Consider the following 18,310-nt stretch of genomic DNA (forward strand, 5'->3'; position numbering starts at 1 on the left):
CAACAAACCGAAACATGAGGGCCGCGTTTTTTCGCGGCCTTCATGCTTTTGATGCACATATGGCATAACGTTTGCGCGCCTCGACGTCGTATACTCGAACATCATCTTTCCCGGGACGGCGAAGCTCGGGCGGCGCTCATACGGCCAGCTCGTCGCCGCGCATCGAATGTCAAGCATCACCAAGTCTTCTCTTGCCTCCGCTGGCCAGACGCTGCGCGGCGTCGTGCATGCGCGCCGCACGCGGCGCATCTTCATCGGCGTGCTTATCGCGATACTCGTCATCGGCGTGCTCGGGTTTTTCGTCGCGCCGCCGGTCATCCGGCATATCGCCGAGCAACAGATCTCGAAGCAGCTCGACCGGCCTGTCAGCATCAGACGCATTTCGCTCAATCCCTACACGCTCGATTTCGAAGCCGATGGCGTGCATATCGGCGAATCGCCCGCGAATCTCGCGAAGGCGCCGGGCAGCCCGGGCAGTTTCGTCGATGTTTCGCGGCTCGTCGTGCGCACGTCGTGGTCGTCGGTCTTCAGGCTCGCGCCGGTCGTCAACGAACTGAAGATCGATTCGCCGCGCATCAGTGTCGTGCGCTTCGACGGCGAGCATTTCAACTTCTCCGATCTGATCGCGAAATTCTCGACGCCATCGTCGCCGCCTTCGGACAAGCCCGCGCGCTTCTCGGTGTCGAATATCCGGCTGGAGAACGGCCAGATCACATTCGATGACAGGCTTCTGAAGGCTAGGCACGTGATCGACCGCTTCGCGCTCGGCATTCCGTTCATCGCGACGCTGCCTTCCGCCACCGAGATCTTCGTGACGCCGCTGTTGCAGGCGCGCATCGACGGCTCGCCGCTCGTCGTGAAGGGCCGCACGAAACCGTTCTCGCAGTCGCGCGAATCGGAAGTCGCGCTGTCGCTCGACGGCCTCGACGTGCCGCAGATGGCGTCTTACGCGCCGGCTTCGGTGCCCGTCGCGGTGAAGAGCGGCAAGCTCTCGACCGATCTCAACGTGCGCTTCGCGATCTCGGGCGATACGCCGACGATCCGCATCGACGGCACCGCGGATCTCGCGGACCTTGCCATCACGGATAAAGCGAACGCGCCGCTCGTCGCCGCCCGCGCGCTGCATGTGAAGATAGCGAACGCGGAGCCGTTGCGCGATATCTATCATCTCGACGAAATCACGCTGTCGAACCCGGACGTGCATCTCGCGCGCGATCCGGCCGGCGTGCTGAACGTGCAGAAGCTCGCGGGGCCCGCGCCGGCGCAGGAGCAAAAGAAGGCGGAGGATGCGAAGAAGGAGACGCCGCCGCTCGACCTCGCCATCCGCCATCTGGCCATCAGCGACGGCAGGATCGGCCTCGACGACCAGTTGCTGAAAGCGCGCGTGCAGGGCGCGCTGACCGGTATCGCCGTGACGCTCGACGGCTTCTCGACGCTCTCGAAGACGCCCGCGAAGTACACGCTCAAGACCGCGTTCGACAAGGGCGGCGCGTTGGATGCATCGGGCAACGTGACGCTCGCCGCGAAGACGGCCGACACGAAGCTCGCGCTGAAGGCGTTCGCGCTGCCGCCTTTGCAACCGTATATCGCGAACGTGATGGCCGCGCGCGTGACGAGCGGCACACTCGGCGCGAATTTGCCGGTGTCCGTGGACTGGAGCAAGCCGGAAGGCGGCGTGCAGGTCGGCGCGGGCGACGTGACGCTCGATGCGCTCACGCTCGTGCCTAATGTGGGCGCAAGCGCGCCGATCAAGCTCGCGTCGGCGGTGGCGAAGATCGGCAAGGTCGACGTGCCCGGCCGCAACGCCGCGCTGGACAGCGTGCAGCTGAGCGGCCTCGCGCTCGATGCGACGCGCCGCAAGGACGGCAGCATCGATCTCGCCGCGCTCGCCGGTCCGCACGAGGCCGCGCCCGAGCAGACCGCGACGCACAAGATCCAGAAGGCGCATGCCGCGGGGCCGGCGTGGCGTTATCAGATCGGACAGATTTCGCTTGCCGATGCATCGGCCAATATCACGGACGAGACGCCCGCGCGGCCGCTCAAGCTGCGCGTCGCGCCGCTCGCCGTGAGCGTGAAGCAGTTCAGCGACGATCTGACAAAGCCGCTCGCCGTTGAAGGCAAACTCACGCTGAACGGGAAGGGCGCGCTCGCGATCGGCGGCAATGTCACGGTCAGTCCGCTCAAGCTTGCGCTGCATGTGAAGGGCGATCAGGTGGACGCGTCCGCGTTCGAGCCGTATTTCGGCGACAAGCTCAACGTCGACGTGCAGAGCGCGTATCTGAACGCGAACGGCGATGTCGCGATGTCGGGCAGCGGCAAGACGCTCGCGGCCACGTACAAGGGCGACGTGTCCCTCACCGATGTGCGCATGATCGACAAGCTCACGAACGACCGCTTCGCGGGCTGGAAGCTGCTCGGCCTCTCGAACGTGAAAGTGAACTACGGCGAGCGCGGCACGGACGTCGAGGCCGCGCGCGTGACCTTCGCGAATTTCTATGGCCGCGTGCTGCTCGATTCGCAAGGGCGGCTGAACCTGAAGGGCGTCGTGGCGAACGAAAGCGGCACCACGCAGCCGGTCACGAAAGAGAAGACGAAGACCGCGGAGACGCCCGCGCCCGCTTCTTCTCCCGCGAAGACCGCCGAGCAGTCCGGGCCGCCGGTCAACATGCGTTTCGGCCAGCTCGTGCTGCAGAACGGCCGCGTGAGCTACACCGACAACTTCATCAAGCCGAACTACACGGCGAATCTCGTCGCGATCAACGGCACGATCGGCGCGTTCGGCACGCATTCGACGACGCCCGCGCCCGTCGATGTATCGGCGAAGCTCGCGGCGAACGGGCCGGTGTCGATCAAGGGGCAGATCAATCCGCTGATCGAAAAGCCCGCGCTCGATCTGACGGCGAGCGCGCACGGCGTCGAGTTGACCAACCTCACGCCGTATTCGTCGAAATACGCGGGCTATCCGATCACGAAGGGCAAGCTCAATGTCGATCTGCACTACATGCTCGCCGACAACAAGCTGACGGCGAACAACCATTTGTTCATCGATCAGTTGACCTTTGGCGATCACATCGACAATCCGACCGCGACGAGGCTGCCGGTGCGGCTGGCGGTGTCGCTGTTGAAGAACTCGCGCGGCGAGATCGACGTGAATATTCCGATTTCCGGCTCGCTGGATAATCCGGAGTTTTCGATCGGCGGGCTGGTGTGGCAGGCTATTCTGAACCTCGTGCAGAAGGCGGTGACCGCGCCGTTCACGCTGCTCGCGCATGCGTTCGGCGGCGGCAGTGGCGAGGACCTCAACTACATCGAGTTCGATGCGGGCTCGGCCACGCTGAACGATGCAGGGCAGAAGAAGCTCGATACGATCGCGAAGGCGCTGACGGACAAGCCTTCGGTGCGTATGGACGTGACGGGCCGTGTCGATCCGAAGACGGACGAGCCGGCGTTGCGCGCCGCGTGGGTGGATAGCCAGGTGAAGCGCGCGAAGGTGCGCGACATGTCGAGCAATGGCGAGAACGTGGACTGGAACGCGATCAAGATTTCGGATGCCGACTACGACAAGTATCTGACGAAGGTCTACAAATCGACGGATTTCAAGAAGCCGACCAACTTCATCGGCATGACGAAGACAGTGCCCGATGAAGAGATGAAGGCCGCGCTGACGAAGAACGCGCCGGTGGATGAGGGCTCGTTGCGCGATCTGGCGCAGCGTCGCGCGCAGGCGGTGCAGGAGTACTTCGACGGGAAGATCGACAGCAAGCGGATTTTCGTCGTCGCGCCGAAGATAACCGCGGACGATATCAAGGACAAGGGCGCGGGTTCGCGCGTGGAACTTGGGCTGAAGTGAGCGGCGTTAGCCGTTTGGACGACCTTTATGAACAAAGGAATGCAAACTAATATCGGCGATACCGGCAATCAGGAAGAGGACGGGAATCAGCCGATGGGAACACCTTATGAGAAGGACGTGGTGGCGTGGGCCGAAGAACAGGCCGCGCTGCTGCGTGCGGGGAAACTTGCGTCCATCGATATCGAGCATATCGCAGAGGAAATCGAGGACGTGGGCAAAAGTGAACAAAGAGAGTTTGCGAGCAGGATGGCCGTACTGCTCGCGCATTTGTTGAAGTGGAAGCTTCAGCCAGGGCGACGGGGAACCAGTTGGTCGAATACGATTCGAACACAGCGTGCCGCAATCGAGCGCAGGCTAAGAAAGACGCCGAGTCTGAAGCCGATGCTTGCCGACGAAGACTGGATCGCCGATATGTGGGGCGATGGCAGTCAACTGGCGGCTAACGAGATGGAAATCGGTATCGCCGAACTGCCCGAGGTTTGTCCGTGGCTGATGGAAGACGTGCTTGATATGGGGTTTTATCCAAACTGATGCGCGGGCCGGCGGCGCGAGTTCGCGCAGCTGCGCAATGGGAACGCACGCTTCAATGCGCCCCCGCCGCTCCACCCCCGCCACCTTTCACCACCTTCGTAATCCATATCAGCGGAATGATCAGAATGAAGATCACCGCCGAGATCAGAAAGATATCGTTGAGCCCCATCATCGCGGCTTGCGCGTTGACGGTGAAATTGAACATTCCGCGGGCCTGCGCCTCGCCGACATCGAGCGTCGATTGCGACATGCCGAGCGATTGCAGGAACGCCGGGTTATAGATATTCGCCTGCTCGGTGAGCCGCTCGTGATGCAGCGCAATCCGGTCATCCCAGGCATTGCCCGCGAGCGACGTGCCCACCGCGCCGCAAAACACCCGCGCGAAGTTCGAAAGCCCCGCCGCCGCCGGAATCTTCGACGGCGGCAAGCCCGACAGCACGATCGCCGTGAGCGGCACGAAGAACATCGCCATCGGGATGCCTTGCAGGAGCGTTGGCAGCACGAGATGCCAGGTGTCGATCTCGATCACATATTTCGAGCGCAGCCAGAACACGAACGCGAAGCCGACGAAGGCCGCCGTCGCGATGATGCGCGCGTCGCTGCGCGGCAGCACCTTGCCCATCACCGGCGCGAGCACCACGGCGAAAATGCCGAGCGGCGCGGTGACGAGCCCGGCGTCGACCGAGCGGTAGTTCAGATACTGCTGCATCCATTGCGGCAGCAGCACGAGATTGCCGAAGAACACGCCGTACGCGATCGAAATTGCGACCGTGCCGCCGAAGAAATTACGCCCGGTGAAGAGCCGCAGATCGACGACGGGGTTCGGGTCCGTCAATTCCCACACGACGAAGAACGAGAATGCGATCGCCGCGACGATCGCAAGCACGACGATCAACGGCGACGAGAACCAGTCGAGGTCGCGTCCCTTGTCGAGCATGATCTGCAGCGACGCGACCCACGAGACGAGCAGCAAAAGGCCGATCACGTCGATCGGCGCTTTCCTCGTCGGCGATTCGCGCTCGCGGTAGATGAGCCACGTCACGCCCGCCGCGAAGAGGCCCACCGGAATGTTGATGTAGAAGATCCACGACCACGAGTAGCTGTCGGTGATCCAGCCGCCGAGCGCGGGGCCGGCGATCGGGCCGACGGTGGCGGTCATCGCCCAGAGCGAGAGCGCCATCGACGACTTCTCTTTCGGGTATGAGCCGAGCAGGATCGCCTGCGACAGCGGAATCAGCGGCCCGGCCACCGCGCCTTGCAGCACGCGCGCGAGGAGCAGCACCGGCAGGTTCGGCGCGAGGCCGCACAGCCAGGACGACAGCACGAACATCAGAATCGCGCCGACGAAAAGGCGCACCTGGCCGAGCCGCTGCGTGAGCCATCCGGTCAGCGGAATGGACACGGCGTTCGACGCGGCGAACACGGTGATGACCCACGTGCCCTCGTTGACGGACACGCCGAGATTGCCGGAGATCGTCGGAATCGCGACATTGGCGATCGACGAATCCAGCACGTTCATGAAGGTGGCGAGCGCCACCGCGAAGGTGGCGAGGACGAGTTGGCCGCCTTCGAGCGGCGGGGGCGGTGCGGCGGCGGGGGTGGGCGTCGTCGGCGGCGTGCTCATGCGGGTCCCGTGCTTGAGGCCGCAATATCGCGATGGGCGCGCCGCGGCCGAAGAAGGTCAAGCCGCCAGTGTGCCCGTGCTCAAAAAAAGCTGCTGGAGCCGCCGCGCGCCCGCTGTATCACTTCGCCGAAATATCGATATTCCCCAGATACTTCTTCGCGTACTTGTCGATCGTGCCGTCCGCCTTGACCTTGTCGATCGCCGCGTTGAGCTTCGCCTTCAGCGCATCGTCGCCCTTGCGCACGCCGTAGGCGATGCCGCTGCCGAGAATCTTGTCGTCGCGCACCGGCGCGCCGACGAACGCATAACCCTCGCCATCCGGCTTCGACAGGAAACCGCTTTGTCCCGCCGGCGCGAGCACGAGCGTCGCATCGAGACGGCCGGACTTCAGATCCGCGTACACCTGGTTCTGGTCCTGATACGGCACGACCTTCACGCCGTCGTTCTCCCAGTGCGCTTTTGCGAACGTCTCCTGAATCGAGCCTTGCAGCACGCCGACGCTCTTGCCCTTGAGCGACGCCGATGTCGGCTCGATCCCGCTGCCCTTTTTCGCGATGAGCTGCGTCGGCACGCGATACACGACCGTCGTGAAATCGATCGCCTGGCGGCGCTGCTCGGTCGCGTTCATCGCGGAGTTGATCGCGTCGAACTTGCGGCCCTGCAGCGCGGGAATCAGGCCGTCGAACGAGGTCTCGACCCACTTGCACTGCATCTTCGCGGCGGCGCACACCGCGTTGCCCACGTCGATATCGAGCCCTTGCAATTCGCCCGTCGACGACTTCGACTCGAACGGCGGATATTGCGCTTCCAGGCCGAAGCGCAGTGTATCGGCGGCGAGCGCCGCGCCGCTCGCGAACGAGCACGCTACGAGCAATGCGCTGGCGATGTGGTTCAGTTTCATCGTGGTGGTCTCCAGAATAGGCGGAAAAATCGTCAGATCGAGCGAAGGCGGCGCGCGCCTTCCACGAGCGTGTCGTCGTCCTTCGCGAAGGAAAGACGGATCAGGCGGTTGTCGGTGCCGTCGGTGTAGAACGCCGACAGCGGAATCGTCGCGACGCGCGCCTCGCGGATCAGGCGCAGCACGAAGTCGCTGTCGCTTTCGTTCGAGATCGCGTCGTAGCGCGCCAGCATGAAGAAACTGCCCGCGCTCGGCAAGAGTTCGAAGCGCGAGCCCTTCAGCGATTCCGCGAGCAGATCGCGCTTGTGCTGATAAAACGGCCCGAGATTCAGATAGCTCGCTTCGTCCGCGAGCGCCTCGGCGAAGGCCATCTGCATCGGCGTGTCGGCGGAGAAGGTCATGAACTGGTGGACCTTGCGGATCTCGGCCGTCAGCGCCGCGGGCGCAAGGCAGTAGCCGACGCGCCAGCCCGTCACGTGATACGACTTGCCGAACGACGACACGATCACGCTGCGCTCGGCCAGTTCGGGATGACGCGCCATGCCCTGATGCAGCGCGCCGTCGAACACGACGTGCTCGTAGACCTCATCCGAAAGCACGATGATCTTCGTGTCGCGCGTCAGGGCGGTGAGCCGCTCGATGTCGGCGGACGTGAACGCGCTGCCGGTGGGATTGTGCGGCGTGTTGACGAGGATCATGCGCGTTCGCGGCGTGATCGCGGCGGCGACTTCGTTCCAGTCGATGCGGAAATCTTCCGGCGAAAGCTTGATCGCGACGGGCTTCGCGCCCTGCAGTTGTACGATCGGCGCGTAGCTGTCGAACGACGGCTCGAAGTAGATCACCTCGTCGCCGGGATGCACGAGCGCGCTGATCGTCGCGTACAGGCCTTCGCTCGCGCTCGCGACGACGGTGACTTCTGTGCCCGGATCGTAGGTCGCGCCATAGAGCTTCTGCGTCTTCACGGCGATCGCCTCGCGCAGCGCGAGCACGCCCGACATCGGCGAGTACTGGTTATGTCCTGCCCGCATGGCTCGCTCGACGCCTTCGATCAGCTTCGGATCGCACGCGAAGTTGGGCGCGCCCTGCGACAGGTTGAGCGCGTGATGCTCGTCGGCCAACTGGCCGATGACGGTGAAAATGGTCGTGCCGACGTTTGGCAGCTTCGACTCGGGAATGCAGGCGCTTTGCACGGCGGGTGTCTCCGGGATTGCGGTTCAGCGATAACTGCCGGTGATTCAACCGCAGCAATAAAGCGCGGACAATCGAAACTTTGTCATACTAGCCATGCTTGCAGATCATGGCTATAGGCCGAAAACCCGATGAAACCCCTTCCTTCGCTCGATGTCCTCAAAACCTTTCTGGTCGTCGCCCAGAAGCTGAATTTCACGCGCGCGGCCGAGGTGCTGAACGTGACGCAGGGCGCGGTCAGCCGGCAGATCGCCGGGCTCGAGGCGCATCTCGGCTATGCGCTGTTCACGCGGCAGGCGCGCGGGCTCGGGCTGACGCACCACGGCGCGCTGCTCGTCGCGCCCTTGCAGCAGGCGTTCGCCCAGATCGACGATGCGCTCGCGAAAGGCGGCGCGCAATCGGGCATTCTGCGCGTGAAGTGCCCGACCTGCGCGATGCGCTGGGTGTTGCCGCGCGTGATCCGTCTGCAGAACGAGCGGCCGGAGCTGGTGGTGGAGGTGACGGCGTCGGTGTCGCACGGCGTCGAGTTCGACGCGGAGCAGTTCGATGCGGCGATCGTCTTCGGCGCGGCGCCGTCATTGAAAGGTGTGAGCGCGCATCATCTGTTCGATGAAGTGCTGACGCCCGTCTGCGCGCCCGAATTGTGGAAGCCGAAAGAACACGCCGCGCCGGCGCCCGACGATCTCGCCGGCGAGACGCTTCTGCATCCCACGCGCGACCGCCGTGACTGGCTGCTGTGGCTCGGCGCCTACGGCTACGCGGGCCTGCCGTCGACGAAAGCGCAGCATTTCGACACGCTCGATCTCGCGATGTCGTCGGCGATGCAAGGTTTGGGCGTGACGATCGGCGATGTCTCGCTGATCGAGGAAGACCTGCGGGCGAAGCGCGTGATCGCGCCGTTCCCGTTGTGCGTGCCGAGCGGCGCGGCGTATTACCTCGTGTATCCGGAGCGGCCCGCGCCGTCGCCGGCCTTGCAGCAGTTCGCGCAATGGCTCGGCGACGAAGCGGCGACAACCCGTGAGCGGCTTCAGGCTCGGACGCACGCGGCGCAGGCCTGAACCGTCATCACATGCCGTGCTTGGTCACAACGGATTCCCACTGTCCGCTCTTGACCTGATACAGCGTCGACGATGCGTTCTTCAGCGCGCCGTTGCTCTCGAACGCGATCGGCCCGGTGATGCCCTCGAACTGGTTCGACTTCAGCACCGTCCGGTATACCTTCGGATCGATGGAATTGGCTTTCTGCATCGCGTGGATGGCGGCCCACGCGGCGTCATAGCCGAACGGCGCATACGAAAGGATGGCGACGCCGAAGCGCTTCTGGAACTTGTCGCTGAACGCCTTGCCTGCGGGCAGCTTGTCGAGCGGGCTGCCGTATTCCCACGCCTGCGCGCCCTCGGCGGCGTCGCCGGCGAGCTTGAGGAAATCGGCGTCCATCACGCCGCCGCCGCCCACGAACTGCGCGTTCATGCCGAGCTGCTTCATCCGCTTGACGACCGCCGCCGCCTGCCGGTCGAGGCCGCCGAAGAAGATCAGGTCCGCGTTGGTCGCCTTGATGCGCGTGAGTTGCGCGCTGAAATCGACGGTCTGGTTGTCGCTGTATTCGCGCGTGACGATCGTGCCGCCCTTCGCCTTCACGGCTTTCTCGAACTCGTCCGCCTCGCCCTGACCGAAAGCCGTGCGGTCGTCGATGATCGCGATGCGCTTCGCCTTCGTCGTCGTCACCGCGTAGACGCCGGCGTTGCCCGCGTTCTGCGCGTCGCTCGAAATCACCGTGAACATGTTTTCGAGGCCGCGCGTCGTGATGGTCGGATTGGTCGCGGCGGGGTCGATCGTCGGAATGCCGGCGTTGTTGTAGATCGGCGAGGCGGGCAGCGTCGTGCCCGAGTTGAAGTGCCCGACGACGACCGCCACGCCATCGTCGACGAGCTTCTGCGCCGCCTGCACACCGACGCGCGGGTCGGCCTGATCGTCTTCCGCGCGAATCTCGAACTTCGCCGTCTTGCCGCCGATGCTGATTTTCTTCGCGTTGGCTTCGTCGAGCGCGAGCTGCACGCCGTTTTGAAGGTCCTTCCCGTAACCCGCATTCGCGCCTGTGAGCGGCGCGGCGAAACCCACTTTCACCGGCAATTCGTCTGCGCTCGCCGCGAACGGCACAACGCCAAGGGCGGCCGTGGCGCATGCCACCAGCAATGCCAAAGGTTTGGTACGGATGCGCATGGTTTCCTCTCCATTTTGGTTTGGCAATCGAACGAAACACGACCGTTTCAGTGCCGGCAAGACGGGTACGCTTTCCACCGTTCGGCTATCCGACGATGTAAGCACCCGCTTCGCGCGCGGCCCGGCACAGGCAGCGGACATGCGCAATTTAGGAAATCAAATTCGCCGCGTCTTGGTGTTAAGTCGCGTGCCGGATGCGGATTTCGGCACAGGCCCGATATGCCGCCAGCGCACGTCCGGGGCGGCTTCGCGCATTTCGCCGCCCGGCAGCGCGCGACGATTCCCGACAATCCCCGCCGCGCGCCTATCGCACCGATTGAAATTCCGCGGCTTGACAAAGTGCATATGCACTCATATGCTGCGAAACATGAATTCCAACTCTTCTCCTCTCGACTGCAACTGTTTCGCGATCCGTCAGGCCGCGCGCTATGTGTCGCAGCTGTACGAGCGGCACCTGAACGTGGTCGGCATCACGGCGGCGCAGTTCACGATCATCGCTGCAATCGGGCGCAAGCCGGGCGTGCAGATGGCCGAGCTGTCCGAATCGATGGTCATGGACCGCACGACGCTCGTGCGTGCGCTGCAGCCCTTGCAGCGCGACGGCCTCGTCGAGGCGGCGCAGGAATCGGCGGGTTCGCGCGCGGTCGGTCTGCGGCTCACGGCGTCGGGCCGCGACACGCTGGTGAAGGCGTCGGCACAATGGCGCGCGGCGCAGGCGGAATTCGAGGCGAAGTTCGGCGAGAAACGCGCGAAGGCGTTGCGCAAATCGCTCTTCGAACTGACGACGATGGAGTGAGTGGAGCACAGCAGGCCCGCCATGCGCGGGCCTTTTGTTTGACACAGTTAGTGCATATGCACAGTTAGATGGAGCACAGCATGCAGATCGAAGGAAAAGTGGTACTCGTGACCGGCGCCAATCGCGGCCTCGGCAAACAGTTCGCGAAATCGCTGCTCGAAGCGGGTGCGGCGAAGGTGTATGCGGCCGCGCGCGATCCGAAGAGCGTCGATATTCCGGGCGTCGAAGCGATCCGGCTCGATGTGACCAACGCCGCCGATATCGCCGAAGCCGCCGCCACGTATACGGACGTCGACGTGATCGTGAACAACGCGGGCGTGACGACGCGCGGGCTCATCGTCGATCCGGCTTCGACGCAGGGCATCCGCGATCTGCTCGAGATCAACACCTTCGGCCCGATCGCGCTGACGCAGGCATTCGCGCCCGTGCTGAAGAAGAACGGCGGCGGCGCGGTGATCAATATTCTGTCGGTGCTGAGCTGGGTCTCGCTGCCGGCGGGCGGCGCGTATCACATCTCGAAGGCGGCGGCGTGGGCGGCGACCAACGCGCTGCGCGAGGAGCTGCGCGAGCAGGGCACGCTCGTCGTGGCGGCGCATCCCGGCTACATCGACACCGACATGACCGCGCAAGTCACCGCGCCAAAGTCGACGCCCGCGCATGTGGTGAACGAAGTGCTCGCCGCCGTGGAAAAGAACCAGGAAGAAGTTCTCGTCGATGACACCGGCCGCGCCGTCAAGCAGTCGCTCTCGACCGACGCGCCGCTCTATCTGACCGGCATTCCGCGCTGAAGGAGGCATCGCCATGTTTTCTCAAGAGATTGTGCTGTGTCATCCGGTGCGCACGGCGATCGGCGCGTTCAATGGCGCGCTGAAGGACACGCAGGCCGTCGATCTCGGCGCCGCCGCGATAGCGGAAACGCTGCGGCGCGCGGGCTCGGCGCTCGATCCGGCATCGGTCGATACGGTTGTGTTCGGCAACGTGATCCAGGCCGGCAATCGCATGAATCCGGCGCGGCAGGCTTCGGTCGGCGGCGGCGTGCCGGTATCGGTGCCCGCGCTGACGGTGAATCGCGTGTGCGGGTCGGGCGCGCAGGCCATCGCGACGGTGGCGACCGAGATCGCGGCGGGCGTGGCGAAGCTCGCCATCGCGGGCGGCATGGAGAACATGGATCGCGCGCCGTATCTGCTCGACGGCGGGCGCCGCGGGTATCGCATGGGCCACGCGCAGATCTACGACAGCATGCTGCGCGACGGCCTCGTCGATGCTTTCTCCGGCGAGCATTCGGGCTGGCACACGGAAGACCTCGTGACGAAGCTCGATATCACGCGTGAAGCGCAGGACCGCTGGGCGGAGCGCTCGCAGCAGTTGTTCGCGGCGGCGCAGAAGGACGGCGCGTTCGATACGGAGATCGTCGGCATAGACGTGAAGATGGGGCGTGAAACCATCGCGTTCGCGCGCGACGAGCAGCCGCGCCCCGACACGACCCTCGCGACGCTCGCGAAGCTGCGTCCTGCCTTCCGCCCCGACGGCACGATCACGGCGGGCAACGCGCCGGGTCTGAACAGCGGCGCATCGGCGATGATCGTGACGAGCCGCGGCGAAGCAGAGGCGCGCGGCATCGCACCGTTCGTGCGGCTCGCGGCGTTCGGCGTGGCGGCGGTCGAGCCGGGCATGTTCGGGCTCGGGCCGGTGCCCGCGGTTCGGCAGGCGCTGCAGCGCGCGGGATGGTCGCTCGGCGACGTGGAGCGCTTCGAGATCAACGAAGCCTTCGCGGCGGTGCCGATCGCCGTGGCGCGGACGCTCGGCGTGCCGGAGGACATCGTCAACGTGGAGGGCGGCGCGATCGCGCACGGGCATCCGATAGGCGCGACCGGCGCGGTGCTCACGACGCGCCTCGCTCACGCGATGCGCCGCGACGGCGTGAAGCGCGCGATCGTGACGCTGTGCATCGGCGGCGGGCAAGGGATCGCGCTCGCGCTGGAAAGCATCGGCTAAGCGACACGGCCGGCAGTACGCCTGCCGGCCATCGCGTTCACTTTTTCACCGCCTTCTGCATCTCGTCGAAACCCGCCGCGGCCTTCTGCACATCGGGCGGGAAATCGTCCATCTCCTGCACCTGCCGCACTTCGATGACTTCGTTCTCCGAGCCCGGACAACGCTTCGCCCATTCGATCGCTTCTTCGCGCGACTTCACCTGGATCATCCAGTAGCCGCCGAGCACTTCCTTGGCTTCGGCGAAAGGGCCGTCGGTGACGCGCGGCTTGCCGCCTTCGAACGAGACGCGCGCGCCCATCGACGGCGGATGCAGGCCATCGAGCGCGAGCAGCACGCCGGCCTTCTGCAATTCCTCGTTGTACTTCATCATCGCGGCGACGGCTTCCGCGCTCGGCATCGCGCCCGGTTCCGCGCTTTCATAGCCGCGCGGGATCATCAGCATCATGAATCGCATGTGGATTGCTCCTCGAAATCGGTGTATAGGTGTCGGGCGTCATCGGCCCGCTCCGACACTACGACGAGCAACATCGCACGAGATCGACACATGCGCGCGACTTTCCCGCTTAAGCGTTTTTCCCTAGTCGATTGCGGTTGCCTTCGCGGCTCGTACGATCAAATAATGTAATCCATTACATCCCGATCGCCGCGAGCGACGTTTCAGCGATGTCAGATACGGTTCGTCCACGCGAGGAAGTATCGATTGCCGACGTCGCCGAGCGCGCGGGCGTGTCGGTCGCCACCGTGTCGCGCGTGCTCAACGGGCACACGAACGTTCGCGAGGCGACGCGCGAGCGAGTGCTCGAAGCGGTCGCGTCAAGCGGCTATCGCATCAACGAGCTCGCGCGCAATCTGCGCACGGCGGAAAGCCGCCTGCTGCTCACCATGGTTCCCGATTTCGGCAATCCGTTCTATGCGGCGATCGTGCGCGGCATCGACAGTGTCGCGCGTCAGAACGGCTACTTCATGCTGTTGTGCGATACCGGCGCGGACCCGTTGCGCGAGCGAAGCTATTTCGATCTCCTGCGCGGACGCCGCGCGGACGGCGCGATCTGCCTCGATCCCGCCGCCGTGCAAAAGGCGCTTGCCGAGGAATCGTCGACGCTGCCGTGGGTCGCGTGCTGCGAGTTCGATCCGGCGGCGGGCGTGCCCTATGTCGGCATCGACAATCATCTCGCCGCGGGCGATGTCGTGCGCTATCTGACCGCCAAGGGTCATCGGCGCATCGCGCTCATCAACTCGGGGCAGGGCTATCTGTATGGACGCCAGCGGCTCGCGGGCTATCGCGATGCGCTGAAGGACGCGGGCATCGAGCCGGATCCGGCATGGCTCATCGAGCTCGACAGTCTCGACTACGACGCGGGCGAACGCGCGGCCGCGCAACTCGCCGCGCTCGGGGACGCGAGACCGACCGCCGCGTTCGCCGTGTCCGACACGCTCGCCATCGGCGTGATGAACGGCTTTCGCGGCGCGGGTTTTTCCGTGCCGGACGACGTCGCTGTCGTCGGTTTCGACGATATCGCGGTAGCCGCGCACGTCGATCCGCCGCTCACGACCGTCTCGCAGCCGATGCAACTGCTCGGCGAAACCGCCGCCGAATTGCTGCTCAAACGCCTGCGCGATCCGCGCGCGGACGTGCCGGGCGTGCTGCTGCCGCATCGGCTTATCGAACGAAGGAGCGCGTGACGATGAGCCTCGCCGTGCGCTTTCAGGGCATCGAAAAGCAGTTCGGGCCGGTGCGCGTGCTGCACGGCGTCACCTTCGATCTCGCGCCGGGCCGCATCTACGGATTGCTCGGCGAGAACGGCGCGGGCAAATCGACGTTGATGAAGATACTCGCGGGTTACGAGCGCGCGAACGCGGGCGAGCTATATATCGACGAAAGCGAACGCAGCTTCGCGAGCTCGCGCGATGCCGAGCATGCTGGCATCGTGCTCATCCATCAAGAACTGAATCTCGCGGATCACCTGAGCATCACGCAGAACATGTTTCTCGGCCACGAGCTGAAGAAGGGCTTCTTCCTCGACGAGCCCGCGATGCGCCAGGCCGCGCGCGCGCGGTTGAGCGAAGTCGGCCTGCACACGAATCCGGATACGAAGGTGCGCGATCTGATCGTCGCGGAGAAGCAGCTCGTCGAGATCGCGAAGGCGATGCTGCGCGATGCGCGCCTGCTCATCATGGACGAGCCGACCGCGACCCTGACGCCATCGGAGACGCAGCGCCTGTTTGCGTTGATGGCGCGTCTTAAGGAAGCGGGCACGACCATCGTCTATATCTCGCACAAGCTCGATGAAGTCGAGCGCATCACCGACGAAGTGATCGTGATGCGCGATGGCCGCTTCGTCGCGCGCGCGCCCACCGACGAACTCACGCGTCAGCAGATGGCGAATCTGATGGTCGGCCGCGAGGTCTCCGACATGTTTCCGGCCAAGCCCGCCCTCGCCGACGATGCGCCCGTAGCATTGAAGGTGGAGCACGCATCGGTGCCGGGATGGGCGGACGGCGTGAGCTTCAGCGTGCGTGAAGGCGAGGTGTTCGGCTTCGCGGGCCTCGTCGGCGCGGGACGCACGGAGCTGTTCGAGGCGCTCGTCGGCTTGCGTCCGCTGAGCGCGGGGCGCGTGGTGATCAACGGCGCGACGATCAGACTGAAGAGCCCGCGCGATGCGATGAAGCACGGCATCACCTATCTGAGCGAAGACCGCAAGGGTCGCGGCCTGCACGTCGACATGGCGCTGAAAGACAATCTCACGATGATGACGCTCGAGCGCTACGCGCATCCGCTCGTCGATACGCGCGCGGAACGCGGGGCGCTTGCCGCCGCGCTGAAGGACTTCGGCATTCGCACGGGCAATGCGTCGAGCCGCGCGCGCATGCTTTCGGGCGGCAATCAGCAGAAGCTCGCGCTCGCGAAGTTCCTGCATCCCGATCCGCGCGTGATCGTGCTCGACGAGCCTACGCGCGGCGTGGATGTCGGCGCGAAACGCGATATCTACTTTCTGATTCATCGTCTCGCCGCCGAAGGCCGCGCGGTGGTCGTGATTTCATCCGAGCTGATCGAACTGATCGGTCTCTGCCACCGCGTTGCGGTGATGCGCGCGGGCGAGCTCGTCGCGACGCTCGGCATGGACCTTCTGACCGAAGAGAGGTTGATCGCGCATGCGACCGGCACACACTGAAGACATCGAAAGCGAGAGCCGCCTTTCCGCCGTTTCGCGCTTTCTGTTCGGCGTCGGGCCGCTGATCGGGCTGATCGCGCTGTGCATCGGCGGCACCTTGCTCAACAGCGACTTCGCCACCTTCGACAACGCGATGAACGTGCTCACGCGCACGTCGTTCATCGGCATCATCGCGGTGGGGATGACTTTCGTGATCATCTCGGGCGGCATCGACCTTTCCGTCGGCTCGATGGCCGCGCTGATCGCGGGCAGCATGATCTACATGATGAACGGGCTGCTGCAGGGCTTTCACGGGCACGCGGTGCCGCCGCTTCTGATCATCGCGCTCGGCATCGTGCTTGCGCTTTTGCTCGGCGCGCTGTTCGGCTTCGCGCATGGCGTGCTCGTCACGAAGGGGCGCATCGAGCCGTTCATCGTGACGCTGGGCACGCTCGGCATCTTTCGCGCGCTGCTCACGTGGCTCGCGGACGGCGGCGCGCTCACGCTCGACAACTCGCTCGTCGATCTGTACGGCCCGGTCTATTACGCGAGCGTGCTGCATGTGCCGGTGCCGATCTGGGTGTTTCTCATCGTCGCGGCGGGCGGCGCGCTCGTGCTGAACCGCACCGTGTACGGACGGCATGTGCAGGCGATCGGTTCGAGCGAGCAGGTCGCGCGTTATGCCGCGATTCGCGTCGATAACGTGAAGATCGTCACCTACGTATTGCTCGGGCTGTGCGTAGCAGTCGCGACCATTCTGTACGTGCCGCGCCTCGGATCGGCCACGCCGACCACCGGCATTCTGTGGGAGTTGGAAGCGATCGCCGCTGTGGTGGTTGGCGGCACGGCGCTGAAAGGCGGCGAGGGGCGCGTGATCGGCACGGTCATCGGCGCGATTCTGCTTTCGGTCATCAACAACATCCTGAATCTCACGAGCATCATCAGCGTGTATCTGAACGCGGCGGTGCAGGGCGCCGTGATCGTCGTCGTAGCCTTTTTGCAGCGTGGTCGTCGATAGCCGGAAGTTCAACAAGACAAGGAGACATCGTCATGAAGAAAATGCTTCGCGCGCTCGGCGCGCTCACGCTCGCGGCAAGCGCGTTCGCCGTCGCATCGTCGTCTGCATTCGCAGCCGACAAGGTGATACTCGGCGTCGCCATTCCGACCGCCGACCACGGCTTCACGGGCGGCATCGTGTGGTGGGCCAACGAAGCGAAGAAGGAACTGGAGAAGGCGCATCCGGACCTCAAGGTCATCGTGAAGACGGCGGCGAGCGCGCCCGAGCAGGCGAACCAGTTGCAGGATCTCGTGACGGTCAACAAGATCAATGCGCTCGTGATCTTCCCGCAGGAATCGGCGTCGCTCACGCAGCCCGTTGCGCAGGTGAAGAAGAAGGGCGTGTATGTGACGGTGGTTGATCGCGGCCTCACCGACACCAGCGCGCAGGACGCGTATGTGGCCGGCGACAACACCGCGTTCGGCAGGATTCCCGCCGAGTATCTCGCGAAGACGCTGAACGGCAAGGGCGATATCGTCGCGCTGCGCGGCATTCCGACGACGCTCGACAACGAGCGCTGGACCGCGTTCGAAGGCGTGATGAAGCAGTATCCCGATATCAAGATTCTCGATGCGAAGTACGCGAACTGGAATCGCGACGATGCCTTCAAGGTGATGCAGGACTATCTCACGCGCTTCAAGCATATCGACGCCGTGTGGGCCGCCGACGACGACATGATGGTCGGCGTGCTGAAGGCGATCGATCAGGCAAAGCGCACGGATATCAAGGAAGTGTTCGGCGGCGCGGGATCGAAGGAAGCGGTGAAACGCATCATGGATGGCGACCCGCGCGTGAAGGCCGATGTCTCGTATTCGCCGAAGTTCATCTACGACGCGATCAAGCTGACCGCCGAAGCGCGCCTGAAGGGCGACAAGCTGCCGCCGACGACGATCATCCCTTCGGTGCTCATCACGAAGGACAACGCGAAGCAGTTCTATTTCCCGAACTCGCCGTTTTGAGTGCATGGCCGGTCACGCGCTGACCGGCGCTTACATAGAG

At 64.5% G+C, this 18,310-nt stretch carries 15 protein-coding genes; 10 read left to right on the forward strand and 5 right to left on the reverse strand.

Translation table 11 applies throughout. The features are described from left to right. The first annotated feature begins 166 nt into the window (after window positions 1-166). Together AC1Z32_RS34440 and AC1Z32_RS34445 are read left to right on the forward strand one after the other, a co-directional pair. Complete coding sequence (locus AC1Z32_RS34440) at window positions 167-3,850, forward strand: DUF748 domain-containing protein (protein ID WP_483483271.1); 3,684 nt, start codon at window positions 167-169, stop codon at window positions 3,848-3,850. Window positions 3,851-3,943: 93 nt separating this feature from the next. Next, a complete protein-coding gene (locus AC1Z32_RS34445) occupies window positions 3,944-4,381 on the forward strand; it encodes a DUF29 domain-containing protein (RefSeq protein ID WP_483483386.1) in 438 nt (145 codons plus the stop codon). A 52-nt stretch (window positions 4,382-4,433) separates the two neighbouring features. Here AC1Z32_RS34445 and AC1Z32_RS34450 read toward each other — a convergent pair whose 3' ends face one another. The 3 genes from AC1Z32_RS34450 to AC1Z32_RS34460 form a co-directional block, all read right to left on the reverse strand. Continuing rightward, window positions 4,434-6,005, reverse strand: a complete 1,572-nt coding sequence (locus tag AC1Z32_RS34450; protein ID WP_483483272.1) for a DHA2 family efflux MFS transporter permease subunit — start codon at window positions 6,003-6,005, stop codon at window positions 4,434-4,436. Between the two features lie 118 nt (window positions 6,006-6,123). Beyond that, window positions 6,124-6,906: an ABC transporter substrate-binding protein gene (locus AC1Z32_RS34455; RefSeq protein ID WP_483483273.1), complete on the reverse strand. Its 783-nt coding sequence runs from the start codon at window positions 6,904-6,906 to the stop codon at window positions 6,124-6,126. Between the two features lie 32 nt (window positions 6,907-6,938). Beyond that, complete coding sequence (locus AC1Z32_RS34460; protein WP_483483274.1) at window positions 6,939-8,093, reverse strand: methionine aminotransferase; 1,155 nt, start codon at window positions 8,091-8,093, stop codon at window positions 6,939-6,941. Between the two features lie 129 nt (window positions 8,094-8,222). Here AC1Z32_RS34460 and AC1Z32_RS34465 point away from each other — a divergent pair, with 129 nt between their 5' ends. Beyond that, window positions 8,223-9,149 (forward strand): LysR substrate-binding domain-containing protein, encoded by a 927-nt coding sequence (locus tag AC1Z32_RS34465; RefSeq protein WP_483483275.1) that lies wholly within the window; start codon window positions 8,223-8,225, stop codon window positions 9,147-9,149. Between the two features lie 7 nt (window positions 9,150-9,156). Here AC1Z32_RS34465 and AC1Z32_RS34470 read toward each other — a convergent pair whose 3' ends face one another. Then, the gene (locus AC1Z32_RS34470; protein WP_483483276.1) at window positions 9,157-10,311 is read right to left on the reverse strand and encodes a branched-chain amino acid ABC transporter substrate-binding protein; all 1,155 of its coding nucleotides are present in this window, start codon (window positions 10,309-10,311) and stop codon (window positions 9,157-9,159) included. A gap of 367 nt (window positions 10,312-10,678) precedes the next feature. Here AC1Z32_RS34470 and AC1Z32_RS34475 point away from each other — a divergent pair, with 367 nt between their 5' ends. From AC1Z32_RS34475 to AC1Z32_RS34485, 3 genes are all read left to right on the forward strand, one after another. Then, window positions 10,679-11,107, forward strand: a complete 429-nt coding sequence (locus AC1Z32_RS34475) for a MarR family winged helix-turn-helix transcriptional regulator (protein ID WP_483483277.1) — start codon at window positions 10,679-10,681, stop codon at window positions 11,105-11,107. An 80-nt stretch (window positions 11,108-11,187) separates the two neighbouring features. Then, on the forward strand, window positions 11,188-11,895 hold the full coding sequence (locus AC1Z32_RS34480; RefSeq protein WP_483483278.1) for an SDR family oxidoreductase: 708 nt from the start codon (window positions 11,188-11,190) through the stop codon (window positions 11,893-11,895). A 13-nt stretch (window positions 11,896-11,908) separates the two neighbouring features. Further along, window positions 11,909-13,102: a thiolase family protein gene (locus tag AC1Z32_RS34485; RefSeq protein ID WP_483483279.1), complete on the forward strand. Its 1,194-nt coding sequence runs from the start codon at window positions 11,909-11,911 to the stop codon at window positions 13,100-13,102. 37 nt (window positions 13,103-13,139) lie between these two features. Here AC1Z32_RS34485 and AC1Z32_RS34490 read toward each other — a convergent pair whose 3' ends face one another. Further along, the gene (locus AC1Z32_RS34490) at window positions 13,140-13,556 is read right to left on the reverse strand and encodes a YciI family protein (protein WP_483483280.1); all 417 of its coding nucleotides are present in this window, start codon (window positions 13,554-13,556) and stop codon (window positions 13,140-13,142) included. 209 nt (window positions 13,557-13,765) lie between these two features. Between AC1Z32_RS34490 and AC1Z32_RS34495 the strand changes: the two genes are divergently transcribed. Genes AC1Z32_RS34495 through AC1Z32_RS34510 form a run of 4 tightly spaced genes read left to right on the forward strand, consistent with a single transcriptional unit; the run spans window position 13,766 to window position 18,270 of the window. After that, a complete protein-coding gene (locus AC1Z32_RS34495) occupies window positions 13,766-14,785 on the forward strand; it encodes a LacI family DNA-binding transcriptional regulator (protein ID WP_483483281.1) in 1,020 nt (339 codons plus the stop codon). A 2-nt stretch (window positions 14,786-14,787) separates the two neighbouring features. Further along, window positions 14,788-16,275, forward strand: a complete 1,488-nt coding sequence (locus AC1Z32_RS34500) for a sugar ABC transporter ATP-binding protein (protein ID WP_483483282.1) — start codon at window positions 14,788-14,790, stop codon at window positions 16,273-16,275. Beyond that, window positions 16,256-17,272 (forward strand): ABC transporter permease, encoded by a 1,017-nt coding sequence (locus AC1Z32_RS34505; protein WP_483483283.1) that lies wholly within the window; start codon window positions 16,256-16,258, stop codon window positions 17,270-17,272. Before AC1Z32_RS34500 ends, AC1Z32_RS34505 begins: the two co-directional genes overlap by 20 nt. Window positions 17,273-17,304: 32 nt before the next feature. Next, complete coding sequence (locus tag AC1Z32_RS34510; protein WP_062609392.1) at window positions 17,305-18,270, forward strand: substrate-binding domain-containing protein; 966 nt, start codon at window positions 17,305-17,307, stop codon at window positions 18,268-18,270. Window positions 18,271-18,310: the final 40 nt, after the last annotated feature.

Source organism: Caballeronia sp. 11_S32, assembly GCF_056930355.1.